This is a genomic window from Micromonospora sp. NPDC047620 (assembly GCF_043205005.1).
In the GTDB taxonomy this organism is placed as follows: domain Bacteria; phylum Actinomycetota; class Actinomycetes; order Mycobacteriales; family Micromonosporaceae; genus Micromonospora.
Genome location: NZ_JBIDDG010000009.1, coordinates 33,106 through 57,350, shown reverse-complemented (window position 1 = coordinate 57,350; position 24,245 = coordinate 33,106). Strand labels below are relative to the sequence as shown.

Annotated in this window: 20 protein-coding genes; 9 read left to right on the top strand and 11 right to left on the bottom strand. The window is 75.2% G+C overall.

The annotated features are described in order from the left end of the window. Window positions 1-54 precede the first annotated feature (54 nt). Genes ACGF5C_RS12885 through ACGF5C_RS12875 form a run of 3 tightly spaced genes read left to right on the top strand, consistent with a single transcriptional unit; the run spans window position 55 to window position 2,262 of the window. Window positions 55-672, top strand: a complete 618-nt coding sequence (locus ACGF5C_RS12885) for an allophanate hydrolase subunit 1 (RefSeq protein ID WP_393300599.1) — start codon at window positions 55-57, stop codon at window positions 670-672. After that, a complete protein-coding gene (locus ACGF5C_RS12880; RefSeq protein WP_393300596.1) occupies window positions 669-1,529 on the top strand; it encodes a biotin-dependent carboxyltransferase family protein in 861 nt (286 codons plus the stop codon). The genes ACGF5C_RS12885 and ACGF5C_RS12880 overlap by 4 nt, the downstream gene beginning before the upstream one ends. Continuing rightward, window positions 1,513-2,262 (top strand): LamB/YcsF family protein, encoded by a 750-nt coding sequence (locus tag ACGF5C_RS12875; protein WP_393300593.1) that lies wholly within the window; start codon window positions 1,513-1,515, stop codon window positions 2,260-2,262. Before ACGF5C_RS12880 ends, ACGF5C_RS12875 begins: the two co-directional genes overlap by 17 nt. Window positions 2,263-2,348: 86 nt before the next feature. On the opposite strand, the gene ACGF5C_RS12870 is transcribed toward ACGF5C_RS12875, so the two are convergent. The 7 genes from ACGF5C_RS12870 to ACGF5C_RS12840 form a co-directional block, all read right to left on the bottom strand. Continuing rightward, on the bottom strand, window positions 2,349-4,181 hold the full coding sequence (locus tag ACGF5C_RS12870; protein ID WP_393300590.1) for an NHL domain-containing thioredoxin family protein: 1,833 nt from the start codon (window positions 4,179-4,181) through the stop codon (window positions 2,349-2,351). 124 nt (window positions 4,182-4,305) lie between these two features. After that, the gene (locus ACGF5C_RS12865; RefSeq protein ID WP_393300587.1) at window positions 4,306-6,873 is read right to left on the bottom strand and encodes a hypothetical protein; all 2,568 of its coding nucleotides are present in this window, start codon (window positions 6,871-6,873) and stop codon (window positions 4,306-4,308) included. Window positions 6,874-7,217: 344 nt separating this feature from the next. After that, window positions 7,218-7,355 carry a hypothetical protein gene (locus ACGF5C_RS12860; protein ID WP_165947779.1) on the bottom strand — a complete coding sequence of 46 codons (138 nt, stop codon included), beginning with the start codon at window positions 7,353-7,355 and terminating at the stop codon, window positions 7,218-7,220. A gap of 222 nt (window positions 7,356-7,577) precedes the next feature. Then, a complete protein-coding gene (locus ACGF5C_RS12855; RefSeq protein WP_393301071.1) occupies window positions 7,578-9,056 on the bottom strand; it encodes a dihydrolipoamide acetyltransferase family protein in 1,479 nt (492 codons plus the stop codon). Window positions 9,057-9,061: 5 nt separating this feature from the next. Then, window positions 9,062-10,051: an alpha-ketoacid dehydrogenase subunit beta gene (locus ACGF5C_RS12850; protein ID WP_393300584.1), complete on the bottom strand. Its 990-nt coding sequence runs from the start codon at window positions 10,049-10,051 to the stop codon at window positions 9,062-9,064. Continuing rightward, on the bottom strand, window positions 10,051-11,226 hold the full coding sequence (gene pdhA, locus ACGF5C_RS12845) for a pyruvate dehydrogenase (acetyl-transferring) E1 component subunit alpha (protein ID WP_393259716.1): 1,176 nt from the start codon (window positions 11,224-11,226) through the stop codon (window positions 10,051-10,053). The genes ACGF5C_RS12850 and pdhA overlap by 1 nt, the downstream gene beginning before the upstream one ends. A gap of 793 nt (window positions 11,227-12,019) precedes the next feature. Next, on the bottom strand, window positions 12,020-12,553 hold the full coding sequence (locus ACGF5C_RS12840; RefSeq protein ID WP_393300581.1) for a hypothetical protein: 534 nt from the start codon (window positions 12,551-12,553) through the stop codon (window positions 12,020-12,022). A 260-nt stretch (window positions 12,554-12,813) separates the two neighbouring features. Between ACGF5C_RS12840 and ACGF5C_RS12835 the strand changes: the two genes are divergently transcribed. Beyond that, window positions 12,814-13,404, top strand: coding sequence for a phosphatase PAP2 family protein (locus tag ACGF5C_RS12835; RefSeq protein WP_393300578.1), 591 nt, complete (start codon window positions 12,814-12,816; stop codon window positions 13,402-13,404). Window positions 13,405-13,445: 41 nt separating this feature from the next. On the opposite strand, the gene ACGF5C_RS12830 is transcribed toward ACGF5C_RS12835, so the two are convergent. The 3 genes from ACGF5C_RS12830 to ACGF5C_RS12820 all read right to left on the bottom strand — a co-directional run bounded on the left by ACGF5C_RS12830 (window position 13,446) and on the right by ACGF5C_RS12820 (window position 18,305). After that, window positions 13,446-14,669, bottom strand: a complete 1,224-nt coding sequence (locus ACGF5C_RS12830) for a hypothetical protein (protein ID WP_393300575.1) — start codon at window positions 14,667-14,669, stop codon at window positions 13,446-13,448. Between the two features lie 112 nt (window positions 14,670-14,781). Then, on the bottom strand, window positions 14,782-16,467 hold the full coding sequence (locus ACGF5C_RS12825) for a GTPase (protein WP_393300572.1): 1,686 nt from the start codon (window positions 16,465-16,467) through the stop codon (window positions 14,782-14,784). Next, the gene (locus ACGF5C_RS12820) at window positions 16,464-18,305 is read right to left on the bottom strand and encodes an ABC transporter (protein ID WP_393300569.1); all 1,842 of its coding nucleotides are present in this window, start codon (window positions 18,303-18,305) and stop codon (window positions 16,464-16,466) included. The genes ACGF5C_RS12825 and ACGF5C_RS12820 overlap by 4 nt, the downstream gene beginning before the upstream one ends. Window positions 18,306-18,526: 221 nt before the next feature. Between ACGF5C_RS12820 and dnaK the strand changes: the two genes are divergently transcribed. From dnaK to ACGF5C_RS12795, 5 genes are all read left to right on the top strand, one after another. After that, complete coding sequence (gene dnaK, locus ACGF5C_RS12815) at window positions 18,527-20,389, top strand: molecular chaperone DnaK (protein WP_350702240.1); 1,863 nt, start codon at window positions 18,527-18,529, stop codon at window positions 20,387-20,389. A 47-nt stretch (window positions 20,390-20,436) separates the two neighbouring features. Next, window positions 20,437-21,165 carry a nucleotide exchange factor GrpE gene (gene grpE, locus ACGF5C_RS12810; protein WP_393300565.1) on the top strand — a complete coding sequence of 243 codons (729 nt, stop codon included), beginning with the start codon at window positions 20,437-20,439 and terminating at the stop codon, window positions 21,163-21,165. A gap of 83 nt (window positions 21,166-21,248) precedes the next feature. Beyond that, window positions 21,249-22,442: a molecular chaperone DnaJ gene (gene dnaJ / locus ACGF5C_RS12805; protein WP_393300562.1), complete on the top strand. Its 1,194-nt coding sequence runs from the start codon at window positions 21,249-21,251 to the stop codon at window positions 22,440-22,442. A 46-nt stretch (window positions 22,443-22,488) separates the two neighbouring features. After that, entirely contained in the window at window positions 22,489-22,929 is a 441-nt protein-coding gene (locus ACGF5C_RS12800; RefSeq protein ID WP_357693427.1) for a heat shock protein transcriptional repressor HspR, read from the top strand. 193 nt (window positions 22,930-23,122) lie between these two features. Further along, entirely contained in the window at window positions 23,123-23,332 is a 210-nt protein-coding gene (locus ACGF5C_RS12795) for a hypothetical protein (protein ID WP_393300558.1), read from the top strand. Between the two features lie 338 nt (window positions 23,333-23,670). Here the strand turns inward: ACGF5C_RS12795 and ACGF5C_RS12790 are convergent, their stop codons facing one another. Next, window positions 23,671-24,102, bottom strand: a complete 432-nt coding sequence (locus tag ACGF5C_RS12790; RefSeq protein WP_393300556.1) for a hypothetical protein — start codon at window positions 24,100-24,102, stop codon at window positions 23,671-23,673. Between the last annotated feature and the right edge of the window lie 143 nt (window positions 24,103-24,245).

The following is a 24,245-nucleotide window of genomic DNA, read 5'->3' as shown; positions in this document are numbered from 1 at the left end:
CGAGATGGCGACCGTCGACCCTGGTGCCCCGGATCGGTCGTGGAGTATGGCGGGATGCGGATCCGACCCGTCGGGGCGCACGCCCTGCTGATTAACTGCGACGACGCCGACCAGGTGGAGGGATGGCGGGCAACGCTGTGGCAGCGGCGCGAACGCGGCGAGCTGAGCGCCGTCGAGATCGTGCCGGCGGCCACCACCGTCCTGCTCGACGGCGTGCCCGACCCGGCTGTGACCGCCGCGCGGATCGCCGCCTGGACACCCCGCCCGCCCGCCCCCGCCGGCACGGCCGCCGCCGAAACGGTCGAGGTCCCCGTGACGTACGACGGGGAGGACCTGCCCGTCGTCGCCGGCCACTGGGGCGTGGACGCGCCGGCGGTGGTCGAGCGGCTGACGCGTACCGCCTTCCGGGTGGCCTTCTGCGGCTTCGCCCCCGGGTTCGCCTACCTCACCGGGCTCCCCGCCGCACTGGCGGTGCCCCGGCTGCCCACCCCGCGCCCCCGGGTGCCGGCCGGCGCCGTCGCCCTGGCCGGCCCGTACGCCGGGATCTATCCGACGGCCTCGCCCGGCGGCTGGCTGCTGGTCGGGCGGACCGGCACGGCCCTCTTCGACGTGCACGCGGACCCGCCGGCCCGGCTCACCCCCGGCACCGAGGTGCGCCTGGTGGCCACGTGACCGGGCCGGCGGTCGAGGTGCTCCGCGCCGGGGCGCTGACCACCGTCCAGGACCTCGGCCGGGCCGGCTGGGCGCACCTGGGCGTGCCCCGGTCGGGCGCGCTCGACCCGGCCGCGCTGCGGCTGGCCAACCGCCTCGTCGGCAACCCGGAGTCCGCCGCCGGCCTGGAGATCACGTTGACCGGCTGCGACCTGCGGTTCCCCCGCGCCGCGACGGTCGCGGTGACGGGAACGGCCACCGCCGTCCGGGTCGGCCGCCGGTTCGGTGACGTGGGACGGCCGCTGTCGGTGCCGGCGGGCGCCGTGCTGCGGATCGACCCGCCCCGCGACGGCCTGCGCAACTGGCTCGCGGTCGGCGGCGGGATCGCCGTCGAGCCGGTGCTCGGCAGCCGGGCCACCGACACGCTCTCCGGGCTCGGCCCGCCGCCGCTGCGCGACGGCGACCTGCTGCCCCTGGGCGCGCCGACCGGGCCACCCGCCCCGGTCGACACCACCGTCGTGGCGCCGACGCCGACCGAGCTGCGGCTGACGCTGCGCCTCGGCCCCCGCGACGACTGGTTCACCCCGGCGGCGCTGGACCGTCTGCTCGGCACCACGTACGCGGTGAGCCCGGTGAGCAACCGGGTCGGCGCCCGACTCACCGGCGCGGTGCTGCCCCGCGCGGTGGCCGGGGAACTGCCCAGCGAGGGAATCGTGCTCGGCGCGGTGCAGGTGCCGGCGGACGGCCAGCCGCTGATCTTCCTCGCCGACCATCCGACCACCGGCGGGTACCCCGTCGTCGGGGTGGTGGACGACGTGACCCCCCTCGCGCAGGCGCGCCCAGGGACTACGGTCACGTTCCATGGACCTCAACGCTGACCTCGGCGAGGGATTCGGCATCTGGCGGCTCGGCGACGACACCGCGCTGCTGGACCTGGTCACCTCCGCCAACGTCGCCTGCGGATTCCACGCCGGCGACGCGTCCACGATGCGCCGGGTCTGCGAGGCCGCCACCGGACGCGGGGTCGCCGTCGGCGCCCAGGTCGGCTACCGCGACCTCGCCGGCTTCGGCCGGCGACACATCGCGTACGCCTTCGCGGAGCTGCGCGACGAGGTCACCTACCAGCTCGGCGCCCTCGACGCGTTCTGCCGGCTGTTCCGCAGCCGGGTCCGCTACCTCAAGCCGCACGGGGCGCTCTACCACGCCGCCGCCTGCGACGAGGCCCAGGCGGCGGCGCTGGTCGCGGCGGTCGGCGACTACGACGACCGGTTGCCGCTGCTCTGCTCGCCCGGCTCGGTCCTCGCCCAGCTCGCCGCCGGGGCGGGCCTGCGGGTGGTCGCCGAGGGCTTCGCCGACCGGGGCTACCTGCCCAACGGCTCGCTGGTGCCGCGCACCGCCCCCGGCGCGCTGGTCACCGACCCGGAGGAGGTGGCGGCCCGGGCCGTCCGGATGGCCACCGAGCGGACCGTCGTCGCCGTCGACGGCAGCGTCGTCCCGTGCCCGGTCGAGTCCATCTGCCTGCACGGCGACGCCCCCGGCGCGGTCCGCTGCGCCGAACTGGTCCGCGCCGCCCTGGTCGACGCGGGTGTCACGCTCACTCCGTTCGCGTGAAAGGAAGGGCACCTTCCTAACGCTTTTTGTAGAGGAAGGTGCCCTTCCTAACGCGAGCAGCGCGGCGGGCAGCGGCCGGGTGGCCGTCAGGCGTCGAGGCCGCGGAGGACCAGCGGGAGCCGGGCGGCGGCGCCGTCGACCACCCGGACCGGGACACCCCAGTCCTGGCGGGTCAGGTGGCAGGCCGCGTGCTCGACGTCCGCGTCGCAGGTCGCCGCCTGGGCGGTCACCTGGAGCACGCCGCCGGCCACGTCGCCGTTCACCACCAGGCGGCGGGACAGCTCCGTGCCGGTGCCGGCGCCCTCCAACAGCAGTTCGGGCGGGGACGCGGAGACCACCAGCCGCGTCGACGGGCCGTACGTCTCGTCCAGCTTCTGCCCCGGCGCGGGGGTGAAGACGACGTCCAGCGTCACCTCGCCGGCGGCCAGGTCGGTGGGCTTGCGCTCGGTGCGGTGCCGAGGGCCGTCCACAGTGCTCGCCCCCGCGGCGGAGAGCGCGCCCGGCGCCAGCCGGGTCAACCGGTGCGCGGCGGACTCCACCACCAGCACCTCGCCGGCCGGCGTCAGCACGAGGTCGCTCGGCTCGGCGAGCCCGTCGGCGACCGTCGAAACCCGGTCGCCCTCCGGGTCGTAGCGGCGGACCGCCCCGTTGTACGTGTCGGCGATCAGCACGGAGCCGTCCGGCAGCGCGCACACCCCCAGCGGGTGCTGGAGCAGCGCCGAGGACGCCGGCCCGTCCACGTGGCCGAAGTCGAAGAGCCCCTGCCCGACGGCGGTGCCCATGACGTCGTTCTCGACGTACCGGATCGCGCTGGTCTCGCTGTCGGCGACCCAGAGCCGCGCGCCGTCGGCCGAGACCGAGAGGCCGGACGGCTGCGCCATCCACGCCTCGGCCAGCGGGCCGTCGCGCAGCGCCTCCACCGTCGTGCCCGCGTACATGCCGGCGGTGCGCTTCACCGGGTCGAACCACCAGAGCTGGTGGATGCCGGCCATCGCGATGACGATCCGGTCGTCGTACCAGGCCAGGTCCCAGGGGGAGGAGAGATCGACCGAGAGCGCGTCGTGCGCGTGGTCGTCGACCGTGGAGCGCCACTGCCGACCGGTGCCCGCGACCGTGACCACCTCCCCGTCCGCCAGGCGTACGCCCCGCAGCAGGTGGTTGACCGTGTCGGCGACGACCAGGTCGTAGCCGGCCACCTCGGCGGCGTGCGCGGGCAGCAGGCAGAGCCCCTGCGGTTCGGAGAAGGTGGCCGCCCCGGCCGGACCGTCGACCCGCCCCCGGGTGCCGGCGCCGATCCGGCGGACCAGCGTCTCCCCGTCCGGGGCCAGCTCGGCCAGCGAGTGCCGGGCCGAGTCCGACACCAGCAGGTTGCCGTTCTCCAGCAGCACCGCCTTGCCGGGGAAGCGCAGCGTGGTCACCGGCTCGGCCGGCGGCACGTACGGGCCGTCGCCCCGGTGCAGGGTGCCCTTCGCCTCGTGGGTGGCGATCAGGTCGTCGACGAGACGCGCGAGCCCCTCGGCGTGGCCCTCGCCGGCCATGGTCGCCACCACGTAGCCCTCGGGGTCGATCACCGACAGGGTGGGCCAGGCGCGGGCCGCGTACTGCTGCCACATGTCCAGCTCGGGGTCGTCGAGCACCGGGTGGTGGACGCCGTACCGCTCCACGGCGGCGGCCAGCGCGTCCGGGTCCTTCTCGTGCTCGAACTTGGGCGAGTGCACGCCGATCACGACGAGCACGTCGCCGTACTTCTCCTCGAGCGGGCGCAACTCGTCGAGCACGTGCAGGCAGTTGACGCAGCAGAAGGTCCAGAAGTCGGCAATCACGATCTTGCCGCGCAGATCGGACAGCCTCAGGTCCCGCCCGCCGGTGTTCAGCCAGCCTCGACCGCGCAGCTCGGGGGCCCGTACTCGTGCGCTCATGAGCCCAGTCTGCCGGACGCGGCGGGTCGGGCCGGGCGGCACCCCGCGCGGGCTCGATCACATCCCACTGGCGAAACGGGGGCGGGGCCCACGGTCTCCCGTGGGCCCCGCCCCCGTGCTGTGGCTACTTGCCGGCCGGCTTCAGGCAGAGCACCCGGTTCGCCCCGTCGCCGGGGAGCACCACGTGCGGCTGGGCCGGGTCGGCGCACTTGTCCTTCGCGTCCACCTTGGAGACCACGGTGAAGGCACCCGCCTCACCGCAGTTCGCCGCCGCCGCGCCCTCGCCCGACTGCTTGACGCAGCTGCCGACCGCCGGATCGAAGGCCGGGGCCTCCTCCGTGCCGCCGACCTTGCCGAGCAGCATGAGCAGGCCCAGCGGCACCGCCAGGATCAGCACCGCGGCGACGAGTACCGCGGCGAGCACCCGCCCGTTGCGCACCTTGGGCGTGGGCGCCTCGGTCTTCGGCTCCGCGATGGGCTTGAACGAGTCGAACCGGCCCTGGTCCTGTTCCGGAGCGCCCTGGTCCCAGGAGGACGGGCCGGGCTGCTGCCCGGGCGGCGGGAACGCCGGCGGGAAGGCGCCGCCCGGTGCGGGGTCGGCCATCGGGGCAGACCCGTAGCCGGGTGCCGCGCCGCCGGCGGCCGGGGCGCCGAAGCGCTCGGCGGGGCGGTCCGCGCCATCGTGCGGCCGGACCCCGTTGACGGGCCGGCCGTTGGCCGGCGCGTCGACGAAGGACGGCACGCCCGGCGGGAAGGCCGGGGGCGCGGCCGGCGACGCGGGCGCGACCGGAGCGGCGGCGCCGAAGGCGGCCGCTCCCCGGTCCCGGTCGTCGAAGCGGGGCTCCGGCCCCTGGTCGAAGTGCGGCTCGGGAGCCCGGTCGAACCGCGTGTCCTGGTCGAACCGGGCGTCCGGGCCCTGGGCGAACCGCGTGTCCTGGTCGAACCGCGTCTCGGGCCCTTGGTCGAACCGGGCGTCCGGGCCCTGGGCGAACCGCGTGTCCTGGTCGAACCGCGTCTCGGGCCCCTGGTCGAACCGCGGCGGTGGCGCGTGGTCCGGCCAGTGCCCGTGGGGCTCGTCCTGGGCGGGTTCGTCCGCTGGCTCCGGGCGGGCCGGCCGGCCGTACACCCGGGGCTGCGGCGCGGGGGTGCCACCCGGCTGCAGGGCCTGGTCGGCCGGCGGCATCACCCGGCTGGCCAGCGGCACCGCGGCGCTCGCCGAGACGCTGCCGGCCGCCTCGGCACCCTCCGGCGAGGTACGCGGAGCGGGCACCACCGGCCCGGCGGTGGACTGCGGCTCCTCGTGCAGGGAGCCGGCCTGCGCCCAGCCCGGCTGCTCCTGCCCGTACGCCGGCACACCGCCCTCCCGGGCGGACTGCTCGGGCGCGAACTGGGCCGGCGGTACGTAGTCGGCCGGCGGGGCGGCGGCCAGGCTGGCGCCGGGCACCCGCTGCTCCTGGGGCGGCAGCGGCATCGCGTTGGCCGGCGAGATGCCGGGGCCCGGGGCGGGCTGGTAGATGGGCGGCTCCTCGGCGCGGTCCGCCTCCCAGCCGTTGCCGGCCCGGTTCGCGGCGGGCTCGCCCGCCCCGGCGCGGCCCCACGCCTCGTCCGCCGACCACGGCTCGACGTCCGGTACGGCCGGCCCGCCGACCCGCTGCGGCAGGCTCTCGGCCGCGGGGCCCCACGGCGGCGGCCCGCCGTCGCCGGACGCGGGAACGGCCGCCCGGCCGGGCGGGGTGGAGGTCGGTGCATGGTTCGGGTCGTCCTGCTGCCCGGCAGCGGTCCAGCCGCCGGAGCGGGTGGGGTCCTGCGGGGGCTCGGTGTTCCAGCCGCCGGAGCGGGCGGGGTCGTCCTGGGCGGGCCAGGGCTGCGGGGCCGGGGCGGCCTGCGGGACCTGGGCGGCGCCGCGCGCGGCGGGCTCGGGCTGCGCCCACGCCGGGGACGCCTGCTCGGGCTGCTCGTCCTGCTGGGCGCCGCCGACCCAGCCACCGGAACGGTTCGGGTCGTCCTGCTGGGCGGCCCAGCCGTCCTGTCGGGGCCGGTCGTCCGGGGCGGCGTCGCTGGAGCGGGCCGGGTCGTTCTGCTGTCCGGCCGTCCAGCCGCCGGAGTGGTTCGGGTCGTCCTGCTGCCCGGCAGCGGTCCAGCCGCCGGAGCGGGTGGGGTCCTGCGGGGGCTCGGTGTTCCAGCCGCCGGAGCGGGCGGGGTCGTCCTGGGCGGGCCAGGGCTGCGGGGCCGGGGCGGCCTGCGGGACCTGGGCGGCGCCGCGCGCGGCGGGCTCGGGCTGCGCCCACGCCGGGGCGGGCTGCTCGGCCTGGGCCCAGGCGGGCTGGTCGGGGGCGGCGTGCGGCGGGGCGGCGGCGGCCCATGCGGGACCGGGCTGCTCTCCCGGCGCGCCGGCCCACGCCGGCTGTGGGGACCCGCCGGGGGGTCCCCAGGAGGCGGGCGGGGCGGGGTCGGCCTGCTGCGGAGCCTGGCCGGTGCCCCAGGCGGGGGCCGCCTGCTGCTCGTTCTGGTTGGCCCAGGCGGGAGGGTTCGGCTGCCCGGACGGTGGCGGGGGCGCCCAGCCCAGGTCGGGGGCGCCGCCGTAGCCGTTGCCCTGCTGCGCCGGGCGGTCGCCGTACGGCGCCGGTCCGCCGGCGCCCGGCGACACCTCGTCCGGCTGCTGGCCGGGGTGGTGTGTGCCCTCGGACGTCATGCGTGCGCCTCCTCCATCACCTGTCGGCCGCCGCTGCCGATCGGTCTGCTCGGCAGGGTGGCCGGCGTCGCCGGTGTACCGACCGTGCCGGCTCCCCGCACCGTATCCGGTGACTGCCCGAGGGCTTCCGGGGAGCACCGGCCGTCACTCCCTGTGGCCGGGTGGTGTCGAGCGGCTTCTATCGACTCGACCTGCTCCCGGTCGGCGGGCGACGACCGAAGCCCACCGTACCGGGCGCTGCGGCGGGGTGGAATCCCGGTGTCAATGGGTGTGAAACGCCGATGGCCCGCCCGGGCGGACCGGGCGGGCCATCGATCTGGAGGAGGTGAGGAACGATCTGGGCGTCAGCTCATGTGACGCTGGGCGATGGCGAGGATCTCTTCGCGGACCGCGGGCGAGTTGGCGGAGCGCAGCGCGTGCTCGATGGCACGGGCGCGGCGGTTGGCGTCGCGGCGGTTACGGATTCGCTCGATCATGCTCATGGTGGTCTCTCCTCCTGGCTATTCGGTTGTCAGCCCCTTGATGTCTCTATTGAACCGCAGAACGGCCCCAACTTCCATCGATTATTAGGTGAGCTGGGACACGAGCCGAATAATCGAAGGTCAAACCGGCCCGGGAGCCGATGTTTCTGTATCCCAACGGACACGGCCGGTGTGCCGGGCGTTCACCCGAGGCACACCGGCCGTGGCTGGTGTCGAGACCCGTCAGGTCCAGGCGAGCAGCGCCGCCTCCGGGTCGGCCAGGAAGTCCCCGATGTCGCGCAGGAACTTCGAGCCCAGCTCGCCGTCGATGATCCGGTGGTCGAACGACAGGCCCAGCGTGGTGACCTGGCGCGGGCGGACCTTGCCCTTGTGCACCCAGGGCATCTCGCGTACGGCGCCGAAGGCCAGGATCGCCGACTCGCCCGGGGGCAGGATCGGCGTGCCCGTGTCCACGCCGAAGACACCCACGTTGGTGATCGTCAGCGTGCCGCCGGACATGTCGGCCGGCGAGGTCTTCCCCGCCTTGGCCGTCTGCACCAGGTCGGTCATCGCGTCCGCCAACTCGCGCAGCGAGAGCCGGCCGGCGTCCTTGATGTTCGGCACGATCAGGCCCCGCTCGGTGGCCGCCGCGATGCCCAGGTTGACGTAGTCCTTGACCACGATCTCGTCGCCGGCCCAGGTCGAGTTGACCATCGGGTGGCGCCGGACCGCCAGCAGCACCGCCTTGGCGACCAGCAGCAGCGGCGAGACACGCACGTCGCGCCACTCCCGCCGGCCGCGGAGCCGGTCCAGGGCCTTCATCGCCCGGGTCACGTCGACGGTCAGGAACTCCGTCACGTGCGGGGCGGTGAACGCCGAGCGGGACATGTTCTCGGCGGTGAGCTTGCGTACCCCCTTGACCGGGATGCGCTGCTCGCGGTCCGCGCCGAAGCTCGCCGCCGCCGTGGCCGGGGCGGCCACCGTCAGCGGCTCGGCCGCCGCCGGGGTCCCACTCGCCGCCCGCTGCACGTCCTCCCGGGTGATCGAGCCCAGCGGGCCCGAGCCGGTCAGCGTGGACAGGTCGACGCCGAGGTCCTTGGCGAGCTTGCGGACCGGAGGCTTGGCCAGCACCGGGCCGCCGGCCCGGCCGTGGCCGTTCGACGGCGCGCTCGGCACCGGCGCGACCGGGGCCGCCGAGGCTGGCGGAGCCGCCGGAGCCGCCGGAGCCGCCGGAGCCGCCGCCTGCGCCGGCACCGCGGCGCCGCCCTTGCGCGGGCGCCGCTTGGCGGCCGTGGTCCGCGGGCCGTAGCCCACCAGCACGGCGGTACGCCCACCCGGGGCCGGACCGCCGATCAGGCCCGGCTCGACCGCGCCCTCGGCCGGCGCCACCTCGACCGCGGCCAGCGACGCCGCCGACGGGGCGGGCAGGCCGGCGGCCGGCGTACCGGTCGTCGACGCCTCGATCGGCCCGGCGCCCGGGTCGGTGTCGATCGCGATGATCGGCGTGCCGACCTCGACCGTGGTCCCCTCCGGGTGGAAGATCGCCTGCACCTGGCCGGCCCACTTCGCCGGGATCTCGACGGCCGCCTTGGCCGTCTCCACCTCGACGATCGGCTGGTTCAGCTCGATGACGTCGCCGACCTTGACCAGCCAGGCGAGGATCTCGCCCTCGGTCAGGCCCTCGCCCAGGTCGGGAAGGTTGAACTCCTTGATCCGCGACATGCCGCTCACCAGCCGAAGGTGCGGTCGACGGCGTCGAGCACCCGGTCGAGGTCGGGAAGGTACTCCTCCTCCACCCGGGAGGCCGGGTAGGGAGTGTCGAAGCCCGTCACCCGCAACACCGGCGACTCCAGGGAGTAGAAGCACTCCTCGGTGACCCGGGCCGCGATCTCCGAGCCCAGGCCCAGGTTGCCCGGGGCCTCGTGCACGACCACGCAGCGGCCCGTGCGCTTCACCGACTCGTACGCGGCGGTCAGGTCCAGCGGGGAGAGCGTGCGCAGGTCGATGACCTCCAGCTCGCGGCCGTCCTCGGCCGCGGCCGTCGCCGCGTCCAGGCAGGTCCGCACCATCGGCCCGTACGCCAGCAGGGTGGCGTCGGCGCCGGCCCGGGCGACCCGGGCGGAGTGCAGCGGGTACGCCTCGGACAGCGGGGCGTCCAGCTCGACCGAACCCTTCTCCCAGTAGCGCCGCTTCGGCTCCATGAACACGATCGGGTCGTCCGAGGCGATGGCCTGCTGGATCATCGTGTACGCGTCCTGCGGGCTGGCGCAGCTCACCACCTTGAGGCCGGCGGTGTGGGCGAAGTACGCCTCCGGCGACTCCGAGTGGTGCTCGACCGCGCCGATGCCGCCGCCGAAGGGGATCCGGATGACCATCGGGATCTTGACCTTGCCCTGCGAGCGGTAGTGCATCTTCGCCACCTGCGACACGATCTGGTCGTACGCGGGGTAGACGAAGCCGTCGAACTGGATCTCGCAGATCGGGCGGTAGCCGCGGATGGCGAGGCCGACGGCGGTGCCGATGATGCCGGACTCGGCGAGCGGGGTGTCGATCACCCGCTGGTCGCCGAAGTCCTTCTGGAGGCCGTCGGTGATCCGGAAGACGCCGCCGAGCTTGCCGACGTCCTCGCCCATGATGACGACCTTCGGGTCGTTCTCCAGGGCCTTGCGCAGGCCGATGTTGAGGGCCTTGCCGAGGGTGAGCGTCTCCGTGGCCATCAGTGCGCGCTCCCCTCGAACGACTCCATGTACCTGCTGAACTGCGCCCGCTGCTCGTCGAGCTCGGGGGACCCGGTCGGGTAGACGTGGTCGAACATCGTCACCGGCTCCGGGTTGGGCATGGCGAGCACCCGCTCGCGCAGGTGCACCGACTCGGTGCGGGCCTGCTCGTCGACGTCGGCGAAGAAGTCCGCGTCGGCGATCTGCTGCCTGGTCAGGAACGCCTTCATCCGGGCGATCGGGTCCTTGGCCTGCCAGGCCTCGACCTCGCTGGCGATCCGGTAGCGGGTCGGGTCGTCGGAGGTGGTGTGCGCGCCCATCCGGTAGGTGTAGGCCTCGATCAGGCTGGGGCCCTGGCCGAGCCGGGCGTTGTCCAGCGCGTGCCGGGTCACCGCGTACGACGCGAGCACGTCGTTGCCGTCCACCCGCACCCCGGGGAAGCCGAAGCCGCCCGCCCGCTGGTAGAGCGGGACACGGGTCTGCCGCTCCAGCGGCTCCGAGATGGCGTACTGGTTGTTCTGGCAGAAGAACACCAGCGGGGCGTTGAAGACGCTGGCCCAGACGAACGCCTCGTTGACGTCGCCCTGGCTGGTGGCGCCGTCGCCGAAGTAGGCGATCACCGCCTCGCCGTCCTCGGTCCCGGTCTTGCCGTCCATGCTGACGCCCATGGCGTACCCGGTCGCGTGCAGGGTCTGTGCCCCGATCACGATCGTGTACATGTTGAACTTGAACTCGTTCGGGTCCCAGCCGCCCTGGTCGACGCCCCGGAACAGGCCGAGCGGCATGATCGGGTCGATGCCCCGGCAGTAGAGGACGCCGTGCTCCCGGTAGGTCGGGAAGGCCATGTCCTGGGTGCGCAGCGCACGCCCCGAGCCGACCTGCGCGGCCTCCTGGCCCAGCAGGCTGGCCCACAGGCCCAGCTCGCCCTGGCGCTGCAGCGCGGTGGCCTCGGCGTCGAGCTTGCGGACCAGCACGAGGTCGCGGTAGAGCCCGCGGTACTCCTCGTCGGTGAAGTCGACGCGGTACTCCGTCCCGTCCGGGCCGGTCGCGCTCTCGATCCGCTCACCCTCCGGGGTGAGCAACTGCACCAGCTGCGGGTCGCCGGTCGCGCCCTTCCTGGAGCGGGGTGCGGCCCGCCGGCCGCGGCTGGAGACCCCGGGGTCGCCCTTTGCCATCCGTCTCTCCCTGTCTGTCTGCGTCGGCACCGGGGGGTCACCCGGCCGCGCAACTCGTGCGCCTGTCCGGCTGGTGCCGGACCGGTTCCTGGCGGCCGCGCCTAGCCCCGGTGGGGGTTGCCGCGCGGCGTGAAGCCGGATTCTTGGCCGAACCCGGTTCGGGAGCGCCGGCGCCCAGCCGCGCCTGCCGCGGGGGTGCGCGGAGGTCGAGGCTGCGTTGCCGTCGTGGTCCATATTCGCATCACACGTGAGCGCGCCCACAGTACGCCCGCCCCGCACCGGGAGGACGGCCCGCTTCGTTACACGAAGCGCCGGGTGCCCGCTACATCGACGCGCGGCCGATCCGGCGATGGTTCGTCACCGTTCGGGCAGATACGCGTGTCGACACGCGGTAGGGGGTTGGCTGACGGAGCGTCACTGGGCAGGCTGATTGCCGGGGGGATGGCCAGGTCGAGCGATTTGCCGCTTCCTCGCGGCGATCCGGGTGCCGCCGGGCGGTTCGGGTCGGACGCTGTCGCGGTGTCCCGCTGATCGTCGGGCCGGCGAACGGTCGCGAAGCCGACGGTCGTCCGGCAGGTCGTCGTGGTGCCGGAGTCGACGATGCGGCCGTGGTCGCGGGCGGAGTCGGGCGACCGCTGCCCGGCCGGCGGGAGACCAACGAGGAGGAGTGCGCGGTGTCCGATCCAGGAGAAGGCCCCGGTGCCCCGTTCCTCGGTCGGCACCGTGCGGCTGGTGGCTACCGCCGACTGGTGGGCGCGCACCGGGCGCCCGGGTCCGGCGGGCCGCCCCGGGGCTACCTGTTCACCGTGGCGCTGCTCGCCGGCACCGCGTCGATGCCGATCCTCGCGGCGATCAGCACCGGCTCCGCCACGGTCGGCAGCACCGCCCTGCCCGACAGCGGCACCCCGTTCCTGCCCACGCCCTCCGTGGGCCCGGTGGTGATCCCGGTGCCGGCGACGAACCAGCCGGCGGTCGCCCCGTCGACCCCGTCCCCCGCCGTGGCGACCCCGAGCACCTGGCGGCCCGCCGCGCCGGCCCCGCGTACGCCGGTCGTGGCGGCGCCGGGCCCGGGGTCGGTGGTGCGGCCCGCGCCCCCGCCCGCGGTGGTCCCGTCGCGCCCGCCGGGCGGCCGGCCGGTTCCGCTGCCCTCACCCAGCCCTTCCCCGTCCCCTTCCCCGTCCCCGTCGCCCTCGCCCGAGCCGACCCTCTCGCCGAGTCCGTCCCCGGTGATCACGGCGACCGGCTCGCCGACCCCGGGACCGTCGGCGGAGCCCACGAGCACGGGCTCGCCGCCGCCCGCCAACCCCACGCCGAGCGTCGACCCCACGCCGACCTCGTCGCCGACCGGCCCACGGCCCGCCGAGGCTTCCCGCCTTACGGTCGAGCCCGCCGGAGTGCGGGCCGGCGCCGGGCGGCCACGGGTACGGTGACGGCCGACGGCAGACGAGCCGCCCAACGGCGCAGCGCGGGTCGGGCCGCCGGTGGGTGGACAGGGGTGGCTCCGGGCGCGGCCCGGGGCGGAGCAGAGGCGGAGCGCTGAGCGGAGCGGACGGCACGGGCGCAGGGCCCTCGACCCGCCCGGACGCCGTGCCGCGTCCCGGTCCCACGCTGCGGCTCGCCCGGCTCGTCACCGAGCTGACCGCACCCGCGGTGCTGGTCTCCCTGCTGACCGTGGCGGTCGGCTGGCACAGCACCCGGGGCGCGCACGGGCTGGCCTGGGGGCTGCTCGCCACGCTCTTCGTCAGCGGCATCCCGTTCGCGTACATCGTCGGCGGGGTGCGCCGGGGCCGGTTCACCGACCACCACGTGGGCGTCCGCGAGCAGCGCCGCGTCCCGCTGCTGTTCGGCCTCTGCTCGGTGGCCGCCGGCCTGGCCCTGCTCGCGGCCCTCGGCGCGCCCCGCCCGGTGCTGGCCCTGGCCGCCGCCGGGCTGCTCGGCCTGGTGGTCGCCGTGGCCGTCAGTCACTGGTGGAAGATGTCGATCCACTCGGCGGTGGCCGCCGGCACGGTGGTGGTGCTGGTGCTGACGTTCGGCGCCGCGCTGCTGGCGACCGCGCCGCTGCTCGCGCTCGTCGGCTGGTCCCGGGTCCGCCTGGGCGACCACACCGTGCCCCAGGTGGTCGCGGGAGCCCTGCTCGGCGCCCTGATCGCGGGCGTCGTCTTCGCCACCCTCCGCTGAAACCGCCCCGCGCCCGTCCTCCGCCCACCGCCCCGGGTGGGTCAGGCGCCCTCGTCGGCCAGGCGGTGGCGGTTGGCCTCGATCCAGGCGTCCAGGGCGGCCGGGTCGTCCGGGTCGACGCCGTCGGCCATCAACTGCGCCACGGCGGCGGTGGCGGGGCTGCGCCGCTCCCCCGTGCTGTAGAGGCGGGCGAACTCCGGCACCATCTCCTCGATCGCCGTGTCGGTCTGCGCCGCCGCCCGCTCCGGCAGCCCGCGCTTGCGGGCGGCGTACGCGGCCCAGCCGCGCAGCACCCGGGGCAGCAGGGCGGCGTCGTCCATGTCCAGCACCGCCCGCCGGTGCACCCAGTCCAGCAGGAACAGCCCGGACACGGTCGGGCTCCACCGCATCGGGTCGGCGTCGGGGAAGCTGGCCGCGTGGTCCAGCAGCAGGCTGAGGCAGAAGTGCAGCGAGGCCAACTCCGCCCCGTCGACGGCGTCCAGGCCGAACCGGGCCGCCTCCGGCGAGGCGAGGAACCGGCGGACCAGCTCCGTACGCTCGGCGGCGGAGAGCGGCTCGACGGCGGGCGCGGGCACGGTGCGGGTGGGGTGGGGCAACCGCGCCAGCCGGGCACCGAGCAGGGCCCGGTCGGTGGCCAGCGAGCCCTCCCCGGGCAGCTCACTCAGGCCGTCGGTGATCGTCAGGTGCCGGCCCACCTCGGCGTGCATCCGGGCCGGCTCCTCGTCGCGGAACCAGGTCAGCTCGTCCCCGGCGCACATCTGCCGCACCTGGTCGAGGATCCGGTCGGGCGGCCCGCCGACGAAGACGTCCTTGGTGATGCCGATGTTGTGGTCGAGCAGCGTCACCACCGCGTGCGCCGGCCCGCCGGCCGGGTCGTCGTACGCGAAGGTCGCCAGGTAGGAGGTCTGGTCGCCGTACACGTCGCCGTAGGACCAGCAGCCGGTGAGGTGGACCCGGCCGAGGTGGGCGGCCCAGGCGGGGGTGGCGGCGCCGGGGCGGACCCGGGCGGCACCCTCGGCGTCGGGCACCAGCGCGGCGAAGACCGAGCGGACGGTGGTCGCGGCGGCCGAGCGGCGACGGGAGGTGGCGGCCAGGAAGCCGGCCACGAATTCCCGCACCGCGCTGTCACGGTCGGTCTCCGCGACCGCGTAGACGCTGCCGAGCAGGGCCGCGCCGAGCATCTCCGCGTCGAGGGCGTTCTCCAGCTTGGCCACGTCGCGGGCGGCGTGCAGCACCGCGTCGTACGGGGTCTGAGGCGTTCCCATCCACCGACCCTACGCTGCCGCCCGGCTCCGGACGGCACGAGCGGCCCGAGCATCGCCCGCGTCGCGGGCACCCACCACCGCCGACCTGCGGCTGCCGCCGACGAGTGCCCGGTCAGCGGCCGGCGGCGTCCCGCAGGGCGGCCCGGGCCTCGGCGTAGGAGGCGAGCACCGCCCGCACCGGGGCCAGCACCTGCTCCTCGCCGACCGTCGTCACCCGCTCGGTGAGCCGGTGCTCGGCGCGGCGGCGGGCGCGGCGGGCCGCCCACCGGACGGCCGGCCTGGTCAGGGCCGCCACCAGCAGCCCGGCGAGCAGGCCGCCGAGGAGCAGCAGGGTGGGCAGCGGCACCTCGCCGACGGCCGGGTCGGCCAACTCCGGCAGGCCCAGCGCGCGCAGCCCGTAGCCGAGCGCCAGCCAGGCGAGCCCGGCCAGCGCGGCCAGGGTCACCAGCCACTGGAGGCCGCCGACGATCCGCCACCAGAGCGGCCGCCGGTCCATGCCGAGGTCGGTGCCGGCGACCGCGCGGTCCAGCGCGTCCGGCAGGTCGCCGAGGCGGGACCGGGCGGCGGCGGTCACCGCGGCGGGCCAGGAGGCGGGCAGTTCCGCCCCGGCCCGGTCGGCCACGGACCGGATCGCCAGCCCGAGCGCGGAGCGTTGCGCGGCGGTGGGGTCGGGCACCGAGGTCGCGGCGACCAGGCTCTCCGCCGGGTCGTCGCGCTCGCCGGCCGGGCCGGGCAGGTGCAGCCGGCGCAGCGGGTCGGGCCGCAGCCGCCGCCAGCCCCGGACCAGCGGCCAGCCGGTGGCGGCGGCGCCCCGGTGCCGGTACGCCTGCTCGACCGCCTCGGCGACCGTCGGCACCCCGGCGGCGCCGGCCAGCGCCCGGTGCAGCGCGGCGACGGCGGCGTCGTCCGGCCCGGCGGCCGGCGACCCGCCCCCGACCAGCTCGTCGAGCCCGGCCACCACCGTGTCCACGTCACCCTGGAGCCGGCGCAGCGCGGCCTGCCGCCCGGCCACCGTCCGTTCCAGCGCCTCCCGGAGCCCGACCATGCCCGCCGGGTCCACGGCGGTGGTGGCCTGTAGCGGCACGCCGGCCAGGCCGTCCGCGTCGAGCAGGCGGCGCAGGTCGGCCAGCACCCGGGGCAGCTCGGCCGGGGGCAGCCGGTCGGCCTGGTTGAGCACGACCAGCGTGACGTCCCTGTGCCGGTGGAACTCGCGCAGGTAGCTGGTGTGGATGACGCGGTCGGCGTACTTCTGCGGATCGACCACCCAGACCACGAGGTCGACCAGGCCGAGCAGCCGGTCCACCTCCAGCCGGTGGGACCGCTGCACCGAGTCGAAGTCGGGCAGGTCGAGCAGGATCAGCCCGTGCAGGGCTGACTCGTCGTCGCCGTCGAGCACACTCTCCCGGACGAACCGGTGCCGGGGCAGCACGCCGACCCAGTCGAGCAGCCGGTTGCCGCCGTCGAGCGGCCCCCAGACGCAGGCGTGGGTGACGCCGGTGGTGGGGCGGCGCACCCCGACCGGGGAGAGCTCCATCCGGGCGAGCGCGTTGAACAGGCTGGACTTGCCGCTGCCGGTCGCGCCGGCGAGGGCCACCACGGTGTGGTCGCGGGAGAGCGCCAGCCGGGCGCCGGCCCGCTCGACCAGGGTGTGCGCCGGCACGAGTCGCGAATCCGGCAGGTGACCGTCGACGACCGCGAGGAACCGGCGTACGGCGTCGAGGCGGGCGATCAGCGCGTCGGCGTCCACCCGTCGGTCACCACGGAACGCCTCGCGCATCCGCCCGACGATGTTCGTCATGATCCCCCGCCCTCGGTGCCGGGGAGGCGCGCGGCGTCCGCGTCGGCGAGGCCGCTGCGGTGCCGGGCCATCTCCACCCCGTTGCCGGCCCCGCGCAGGGCCTCCGCGGTGTCCGGGGCGGGCCGGGCCTCCGCCGTCCTGGCCAGGTAGCGGGCGGCCTCGTCGTCCAGCAGGGCCCGCACCCGGTCCAGCAGGTCGGCCCGGGCCTTGGCGGCGAGCGTACGCACGGCCTGGTCGCCGAAGACCGCCTGGAGCACGGTCTGCGCGGCGACCGTGGTGCCGGCCCCGGTGGCGACCTCCAGCCCGGTCGGGATGAACGCGGTCGAGGCGAACACGGCGATCATCACGGCGAGCCCGGTGGCGTTGACGGCGTACGCGGCCGTGCGCGCCACGAAGCGCCGGTCGCCGCCTTCGACCCGTACCAGCTCCAGCACGCCGCGCTGCCACTCCCGGACCAGGCGCTCGGCCCGCTCGGGCAGGTCGCCGGCGGGGTGGGCGAGCCCCGGTTCGAGCAGCGCCGCCCCGGCGGGATGGGCCTTCCACCCGGTGTACGCGTTCTCCGCCGCCTCGGCGGCGACGCCGCGCAGCAGGGTCACCAGCTGGGATTCGATCGCCTCGCGCAGCTCCGAGGCGGGCGCGGGACGGCCGGTGACGGCGGCCACCATCCGGTCGCGGAGCCGCCCGATCCGGGCCTCCAGCGTGCGGAAGAACTCCCCGGTGCCGACGAACTCCTGCCAGCGGGCGAGCACCTCGCCACGGAGCAGCCGACCGTCCTTCAGCCCCTGCTCGACGGTCCGGTGCGCCCCCCGGTACGCCGCCCGCACCCGCTCGTCGAGCGCGTCCGCGGCGGTCACCTGCTCGTCGGCGGCGTCGGCGAGCCCCTCGACCGCCGGGCGCAGCGCGGCGAGTGCGCCGTCGAGGGTCTGCCGGACCACGGCCGCCCGGGCGTCGGCGTCGGCGGCCAGCCGGGCGAACCAGGCGGAGAGCGGCGCGGTCACCCGGTCGGGCAGCAGGCCCTGCCCGTCGACCGAGGTCTCCGGCAGCACGAACAGCGGGGCCGCGCCGAGATCCTGCGCGGCGAGCATCTCCGACAGGTGGGCGGCGATCTCGTCGGCCGCCTCCGGGGGCACCCGGTCCAGCACCATGGCGATCACCGCGCCCCGGGCCCGGGCGCCGCGCAGCAGCTCCCAGGGGACCGCGTCGGCGTAGCGGGCGGCGGTGGTGACGAAGAGCCAGAGGTCGGCGGCGGCCAGAAGCTGGCCGGCCAGGGCCCGGTTGGCGTCGACCACCGAGTCGATGTCGGGGGCGTCGAGGAAGGCCAACCCGGGCGGCAGGGCGGGGGCGGTGACCAGTTGCAGGGTGTGCGGGTCCTCGCTGGGCTCGTTGCTGCGGGTGAGGCCGGGCAGCAGCTCGCCCTGGCGGAACCAGCCGGAGTCGGCCGGGCTGCACACCAGCACCGGGGAGCGGGTGGTGGGCCGGAGCACCCCGGCCGCGCTCACCCGCGCCTGCACCAGGCTGTTGACCAGGGTGGACTTGCCCGCGCCGGTGGACCCGCCGACCACCACGAGCAGCGGCGCGTCGAGCCGGCGCAGCCGGGGCAGCAGGTAGTCGTCGAGCTGGTCGGTGAGGCTCCCGGCGGCCCGTCGGGCGGGCTCGGCGGAGGGCAGCGCCAGCGGGAACCGGGCCGCCCCGATCGCGGCGCGCAGGCCGGCCAGCGCGGCGGGCAGGCTGTCGTCCCCGGTGGTGGCGGGCCGGTCCTCCCCGGCGTCCGTGGAGCCGGTGCGGGCTGCGACGGTGGGCGCGTCGGCCTGGGTGGCGGAGTCGCCGTGCGTCGTCACCGCTAAAGCGTGCCCGACCGACGCAAGGGAAGACAACCGGCCGGTAGTATCCGTGACTTGCGTCGGGTCGGCTCAACCTCGACTTGACGATTTCCGGGGGCGTGGCACTATTGAGTCAAGTTCACTCAACTTGTGGTGGGGTCGCTGCGGGCGACGCCCGCCACGCAGCTCAGGGCGGTGCCCACGAGCGGCTCACAACGTCACGAAGCGAGGAAGCGAAGATGGCACGTGCGGTCGGTATCGACCTCGGCACGACGAACTCCTGCGTCAGCGTCCTGGAGGGCGGTGAGCCCACCGTCATCGCCAACGCTGAGGGCTCGCGGACGACCCCGTCGATCGTCGCGTTCGCCCGCAACGGCGAGGTGCTCGTCGGTGAGGTCGCCAAGCGCCAGGCGGTGACCAACCCGGACCGGACGATCCGCTCGGTCAAGCGGGAGGTCGGCACCAACTGGTCCGTCGACATCGACGGCAAGAAGTACACCCCGCAGGAGATCTCGGCCCGCACGCTGATGAAGCTCAAGCGGGACGCCGAGGCGTACCTGGGCGAGCAGATCACCGACGCGGTGATCACCGTCCCGGCCTACTTCAACGACAGCCAGCGCCAGGCCACCAAGGAGGCCGGCGAGATCGCCGGCTTCAACGTGCTGCGGATCGTGAACGAGCCGACCGCGGCGGCCCTGGCGTACGGGCTGGACAAGGGCTCCAAGGAGCAGACCGTCCTGGTCTTCGACCTCGGCGGCGGCACCTTCGACGTGTCGCTGCTCGAGCTGGCCGAGGGCGTCATCGAGGTCAAGTCGACCAGCGGTGACAACGACCTCGGTGGTGACGACTGGGACCAGCGCATCATCGACCACCTGGTGAAGACCTTCCGGGGCGAGCACGGCATCGACCTGGCCCAGGACAAGATGGCCCTGCAGCGGCTCCGCGAGGCGGCCGAGAAGGCCAAGATCGAGCTGTCCGCCGCCACCACCACCAACATCAACCTGCCGTACATCACGGCCGGCGCGGCGGGCCCGCTGCACCTGGACGTGACGCTCAGCCGGGCCGAGTTCCAGCGGATGACGCAGGACCTGCTGGACCGCTGCAAGGGCCCGTTCGAGCAGGCCGTGAAGGACGCCGGCATCAAGGTCTCCGACGTCGAGCACGTCATCCTGGTCGGCGGCTCGACCCGCATGCCGGCCGTGACCGACCTGGTCAAGCAGCTCACCGGCAAGGAGCCCAACAAGGGCGTCAACCCTGACGAGGTCGTCGCCGTCGGCGCCGCCCTGCAGGCCGGTGTGCTCAAGGGCGAGGTCAAGGACGTCCTGCTGCTCGACGTGACCCCGCTGAGCCTGGGCATCGAGACCAAGGGCGGCATCTTCACCAAGCTGATCGAGCGCAACACCACCATCCCGACCAAGCGCTCCGAGGTCTTCACCACGGCGGACGACAACCAGCCGTCGGTGCTGATCCAGGTGTTCCAGGGCGAGCGGGAGATCGCGGCCTACAACAAGAAGCTCGGCACCTTCGAGCTGACCGGCCTCCCGCCGGCGCCGCGCGGCGTGCCGCAGATCGAGGTCACCTTCGACATCGACGCCAACGGCATCGTCAACGTCCACGCCAAGGACCTCGGCACCGGCAAGGAGCAGAAGATGACGATCACCGGCGGCTCCTCGCTGCCGAAGGACGACATCGAGCGCATGCGCCGCGACGCCGAGGAGCACGCCGAGGACGACAAGCGTCGCCGCGACGAGGCCGAGACCCGCAACCTGGCCGAGGCGCTCCAGTGGCAGACCGAGAAGTTCCTGGCCGAGAGCGGCGACAAGCTGCCGTCGGAGTCCCGTGACCAGATCAACGAGGCGCTCGGCGAGCTGCGCGGCGCCCTCGGTGGTCAGGACATCGAAAAGATCAAGTCGGCGCACGAGCGGCTGGCGCAGGTCTCCCAGCAGGCCGGTTCGCTGCTCTACAGCCAGCAGGGCGAGCAGCCGGGCGAGGCCGGTCCAGGTGCGGCGGGCGCGGCGGGCGCCGGGGCGACCGGTGGCGCGCAGGCCGGTGGCGCGGACGACGTGGTCGACGCGGAGATCGTGGACGAGGACAAGAAGTGACGGCCCGTCCCGGACACGGCACCACGGCAGAGGGATGAGGTAACCCCATGACGGAGAAGCCACGAGCCGCCGACCCGGGTGCGACCGGGTCGACGCCGGGTGGCTCCGCGCCCGCCGAGCAGGCCGGCGACGGGCCGCGGGTCGTCATCCGCAACAACCGCAAGATCAGCGAGACCAACGAGCCGGCCGCCGCCGACGCCGGGTCGGACGCCCCGGCCGAGGGGCTGGTCGAGGAGGCCGAGGTCGTGGTCGACGAGATCGAGGTCGAGGCGGCCGAGGTGGCCGGCCCGCCGGTGGTGGACGCCCCGGCACAGCCGGCCGACGGCGCCGGGACCGCGCTCGGCGCCGAACTGGAGGCGCTGCGCAAGGACCTCGACGAGCGGACCCGGGACCTGCAGCGGGTGACGGCGGAGTACGCCAACTACCGCAAGCGGGTGGACCGGGACAAGGGCCTGGTCACCGAGCAGGCGACCGGGGCGATGCTCGCCGCGCTGCTGCCGATCCTCGACGACCTGGACCGGGCCCGCGAGCACGGCGACCTGGTCGGGCCGTTCGGCACGATGGCCGAGCAGCTCACGGCGGCGCTCGGCAAGTTCGGGCTGACGGCGTTCGGCGAGCAGGGCGACCCGTTCGACCCGACCCGGCACGAGGCGGTGGCCCACCAGACCTCGGCCGACGTCACCGAGCCGACCTGCGTGCAGGTGATGCGTCGGGGCTACCAGGTCGGGGAGCGGCTGCTGCGACCCGCCATGGTCGCGGTCGCCGACCCGGAGTAGTGCGCAACGACAACCGGATCGTCCCGCCCACCCCGAACGGGTGGGCGGGACGGTCGGTCCCCAGGTAGGGAGGGGGTGGACCGGTGAGTTCCAAGGACTGGATCGAGAAGGACTTCTACGCCGTGCTGGGCGTGGACAAGGCCGCCTCCGGCGACGACATCAAGAAGGCGTACCGGAAGCTGGCGCGGGATTCGCACCCGGACCACAACCCCGGTGACCCGAAGGCCGAGGAGCGGTTCAAGGCCGCCTCCGAGGCGTACGCGGTGCTCGGCGACGACGCCAAGCGCCGCGAGTACGACGAGCTGCGCTCGCTGTTCGGCTCGGGCGCGTTCCGGCGCAACGCCCGTGGCGCCGGCCAGCCCGGCGGCATGCCGTTCGACGTCTCCGACCTGTTCGGGGGCGCGGCCGGTGGGGGTGGCGACCGCCGCTTCGGCGGGGCCGGCTTCCAGGACCTGTTCAGTTCGATCTTCTCCGGCGGCGCCGCTGGTCCCGGCGGCGGGCCGGCGACGCGTGGCCCGGCGCGGGGCCGGGACGTCGAGGCCGAGGTGGCCCTCGACTTCGACGACGCCGTACGCGGGGTGACCGTCCCGTTGACGCTGCGCGCGCCGGGGGTCTGCGACACCTGCCACGGCAACGGGGCCAAGCCCGGCACCCAGCCGCGCACCTGCCCGGTGTGCCACGGAGCCGGGGTCACCACCCGCAACCAGGGGTCGTTCAGCTTCTCCGAGCCGTGCCGCAACTGCCAGGGCGTGGGCACGATCGTGGAGGAGAAGTGCCCGGAGTGCCAGGGTACCGGCGGGGTCACCAAGACCCGCACGCTGAACGTCCGCTTCCCGGCCGGGGTGGCCGACGGCCAGAAGATCCGGCTGGCGGGGCGGGGCGAGCCCGGCGCGCGGGGCGGCCCGGCCGGCGACCTCTTCGTACACGTCAAGGTGCGACCGGACGAGCTGTTCGGGCGTACGGGCGACGACCTCACGCTGACCGTGCCGATCACGTTCGCGGAGGCCGTGCTCGGCACGGACCTGCGGGTGCCCACCCTCGACGGCGCGGTGACCCTGCGGGTGCCGCCGGGCACGCCGAGCGGCCGGATCCTGCGGGCCCGCGGCAAGGGGGTGGTCCGCCGTGACGGGCAGGCGGGTGACCTGCTGGTGACCCTCGACGTGGTGGTGCCCGCGCGGGTGTCCGACGAGGCGCGTACGGCGTTGGAGAGCTTCGCCGCGCAGACCCCGCCGGCCGCTCGGGAACATCTCGACGCGCGGGTGCGTCGATTCAGTTGACCCGGTGTTCAGTCGGCTCGGTGGAGTGCACGCGGAGGTGAGCGGGATGTCGGACGAGTTCGTCGGTTCGGGTGACCCTGCCTACGAGGCCAAGGTGCTGATGATCTCGGTGGCGGCGCGGATGGCGGGGATGCACCCGCAGACCCTGCGCCAGTACGACCGGCTGGGCCTGGTCCAGCCGGGTCGGGCGGCCGGCGGTGGCCGCCGCTACAGCGTGCGGGACGTGGTGCTGCTGCGCGAGGTGCAGCGGCTCAGCCAGGACGACGGCATCAACCTGGCGGGGGTCAAGCGCATCATCGGGCTGGAGCGGCTGCTGGAGCAGGCCCAGCAGCGGGTGGCCCGGCTGGAGGCGGAGCTGGACGCCGCGTACCGCCGGATTGCCGAGTTGGAGGCCTTGGCCCGCTTCCCGGGCAGCGACCTCGTCCCGACCAACCGCACCTCCACCGCGCTGGTGGTCTGGCGTCCCCGGCGGGGCCCCGACCGCTGACGACACCTCACCGCGCCCGGCCGCCCTCCCGCGGCCGGGCGCGGTCGCCTTTCCGCCCCCGCCCCGCCCGGGACGTGCGTCGTCTCCGCAAGCGCCCACGGTTGCCGGTTTGCCGGCGGGGACGGCGCCGGATCCGCTAGCCTCAAAATCAGGTCCAACCATCTCAATCCGGACTCCGATGGCAGGGGGAGCCATGACGGAAGCGGCGAGGAAGGTTGCCCAGCAGACCGAGGAACGGCTTGACGAGGTGGCGAAGAACGTCCGGGAGAGATTCGACCGGTTCACCGAGACCCGCTTCACCGACGAGATCAAGAACGGCAGGTTCGCCGACCAGGTTGACCACGGCGTCGACCAGGGACGCGACGAGGCGAGACGCCGGAAGCAGGGCGGATCGGAACACTGACGATCCGCCGACGTGCGGGCCGGGACCCACGGGGGGTCCCGGCCCGCACGTCGTCCACAGGGTGGGGCCGGGACGCCGGAGGTCCCAGAGCGGGGGTCCCGGCCCGCACGTCGTCCACAGGGTGGGGCCGGGACGCCGGAGGTCCCAGAGCGGGGGTCCCGGCCCGCACGTCGTCCACAGGGTGGGGCCGGGACGCCGGAGGTCCCAGAGCGGGGGTCCCGGCCCGCACGTCGTCCACGGGGCGGGGCCGGGACGCCGGAGGTCCCAGAGCGGGGGTCCCGGCCCGTTCGCCGTTGTGGAGTGCGGGCCGTCCCGCCGGGCGCGGGTGCGTGGGGCGCTCAGGCGATGCGGCGGTTCGCCCGGACCAGGCCGCCCTCGCACCAGTCCCGGTAGACGAAGAGCTCCGGCTGGGCCAGCAGCGCCCGGCTGTTGTGCGCCCAGGTGCGCATCAGGTCGTCGCCGTTCCGCTCGGCCTGCTCGATCAGCTTCCGGAAGCGCCGCTTCGGGTGGGCGCGGAAGTTCGTCCGGATGCCGTCGGCGGCGTAGATGTAGAGGCAGTGCAGGGCGAAGCGGCGGGCCGGGCAGGCCGGGTCCATCGCCAGGTCGAAGAGCACCGCCACCAGCCGGTCACCGGATACCAGCAGGTCCCAGTCCGGCGGCATGGAGGTCAGCGGCACGGAGTCGGGCTGGAAGGCCCACGCGCGCAGCTCGGCGGGGGTCGGATCGACAGGGTTGGCAAAGCCGTGGAACGTCGACTCCTGCACGCTCACCGGCCAACCTTCCGCTCTCGTCCGCGGGGGCTCAGGCCGTCCGCGAGCTCTGGCTGCTGGGGCGAAACGGTAACCCGGCGCGTCGACCGGCGGTAGGCCCCGCCGGAGGCAATTCGACAACCGTTGGACGAGGGCCGGGCCGA

What these genes read in the sequence shown, in the direction of transcription:
- ACGF5C_RS12795 (WP_393300558.1), top strand. Translation starts at nt 23,123, where the DNA reads ATGACGGAAGCGGCGAGGAAGGTTGCCCAGCAGACCGAGGAACGGCTT.
- ACGF5C_RS12875 (WP_393300593.1), top strand. Translation starts at nt 1,513, where the DNA reads ATGGACCTCAACGCTGACCTCGGCGAGGGATTCGGCATCTGGCGGCTC.
- ACGF5C_RS12870 (WP_393300590.1), bottom strand. Translation starts at nt 4,181, where the DNA reads ATGAGCGCACGAGTACGGGCCCCCGAGCTGCGCGGTCGAGGCTGGCTG.
- ACGF5C_RS12860 (WP_165947779.1), bottom strand. Translation starts at nt 7,355, where the DNA reads ATGAGCATGATCGAGCGAATCCGTAACCGCCGCGACGCCAACCGCCGC.
- ACGF5C_RS12825 (WP_393300572.1), bottom strand. Translation starts at nt 16,467, where the DNA reads ATGACGAACATCGTCGGGCGGATGCGCGAGGCGTTCCGTGGTGACCGA.
- ACGF5C_RS12865 (WP_393300587.1), bottom strand. Translation starts at nt 6,873, where the DNA reads ATGACGTCCGAGGGCACACACCACCCCGGCCAGCAGCCGGACGAGGTG.
- ACGF5C_RS12885 (WP_393300599.1), top strand. Translation starts at nt 55, where the DNA reads ATGCGGATCCGACCCGTCGGGGCGCACGCCCTGCTGATTAACTGCGAC.
- ACGF5C_RS12855 (WP_393301071.1), bottom strand. Translation starts at nt 9,056, where the DNA reads ATGTCGCGGATCAAGGAGTTCAACCTTCCCGACCTGGGCGAGGGCCTG.
- pdhA (WP_393259716.1), bottom strand. Translation starts at nt 11,226, where the DNA reads ATGGCAAAGGGCGACCCCGGGGTCTCCAGCCGCGGCCGGCGGGCCGCA.
- ACGF5C_RS12800 (WP_357693427.1), top strand. Translation starts at nt 22,489, where the DNA reads ATGTCGGACGAGTTCGTCGGTTCGGGTGACCCTGCCTACGAGGCCAAG.
- ACGF5C_RS12850 (WP_393300584.1), bottom strand. Translation starts at nt 10,051, where the DNA reads ATGGCCACGGAGACGCTCACCCTCGGCAAGGCCCTCAACATCGGCCTG.
- ACGF5C_RS12830 (WP_393300575.1), bottom strand. Translation starts at nt 14,669, where the DNA reads ATGGGAACGCCTCAGACCCCGTACGACGCGGTGCTGCACGCCGCCCGC.
- grpE (WP_393300565.1), top strand. Translation starts at nt 20,437, where the DNA reads ATGACGGAGAAGCCACGAGCCGCCGACCCGGGTGCGACCGGGTCGACG.
- dnaK (WP_350702240.1), top strand. Translation starts at nt 18,527, where the DNA reads ATGGCACGTGCGGTCGGTATCGACCTCGGCACGACGAACTCCTGCGTC.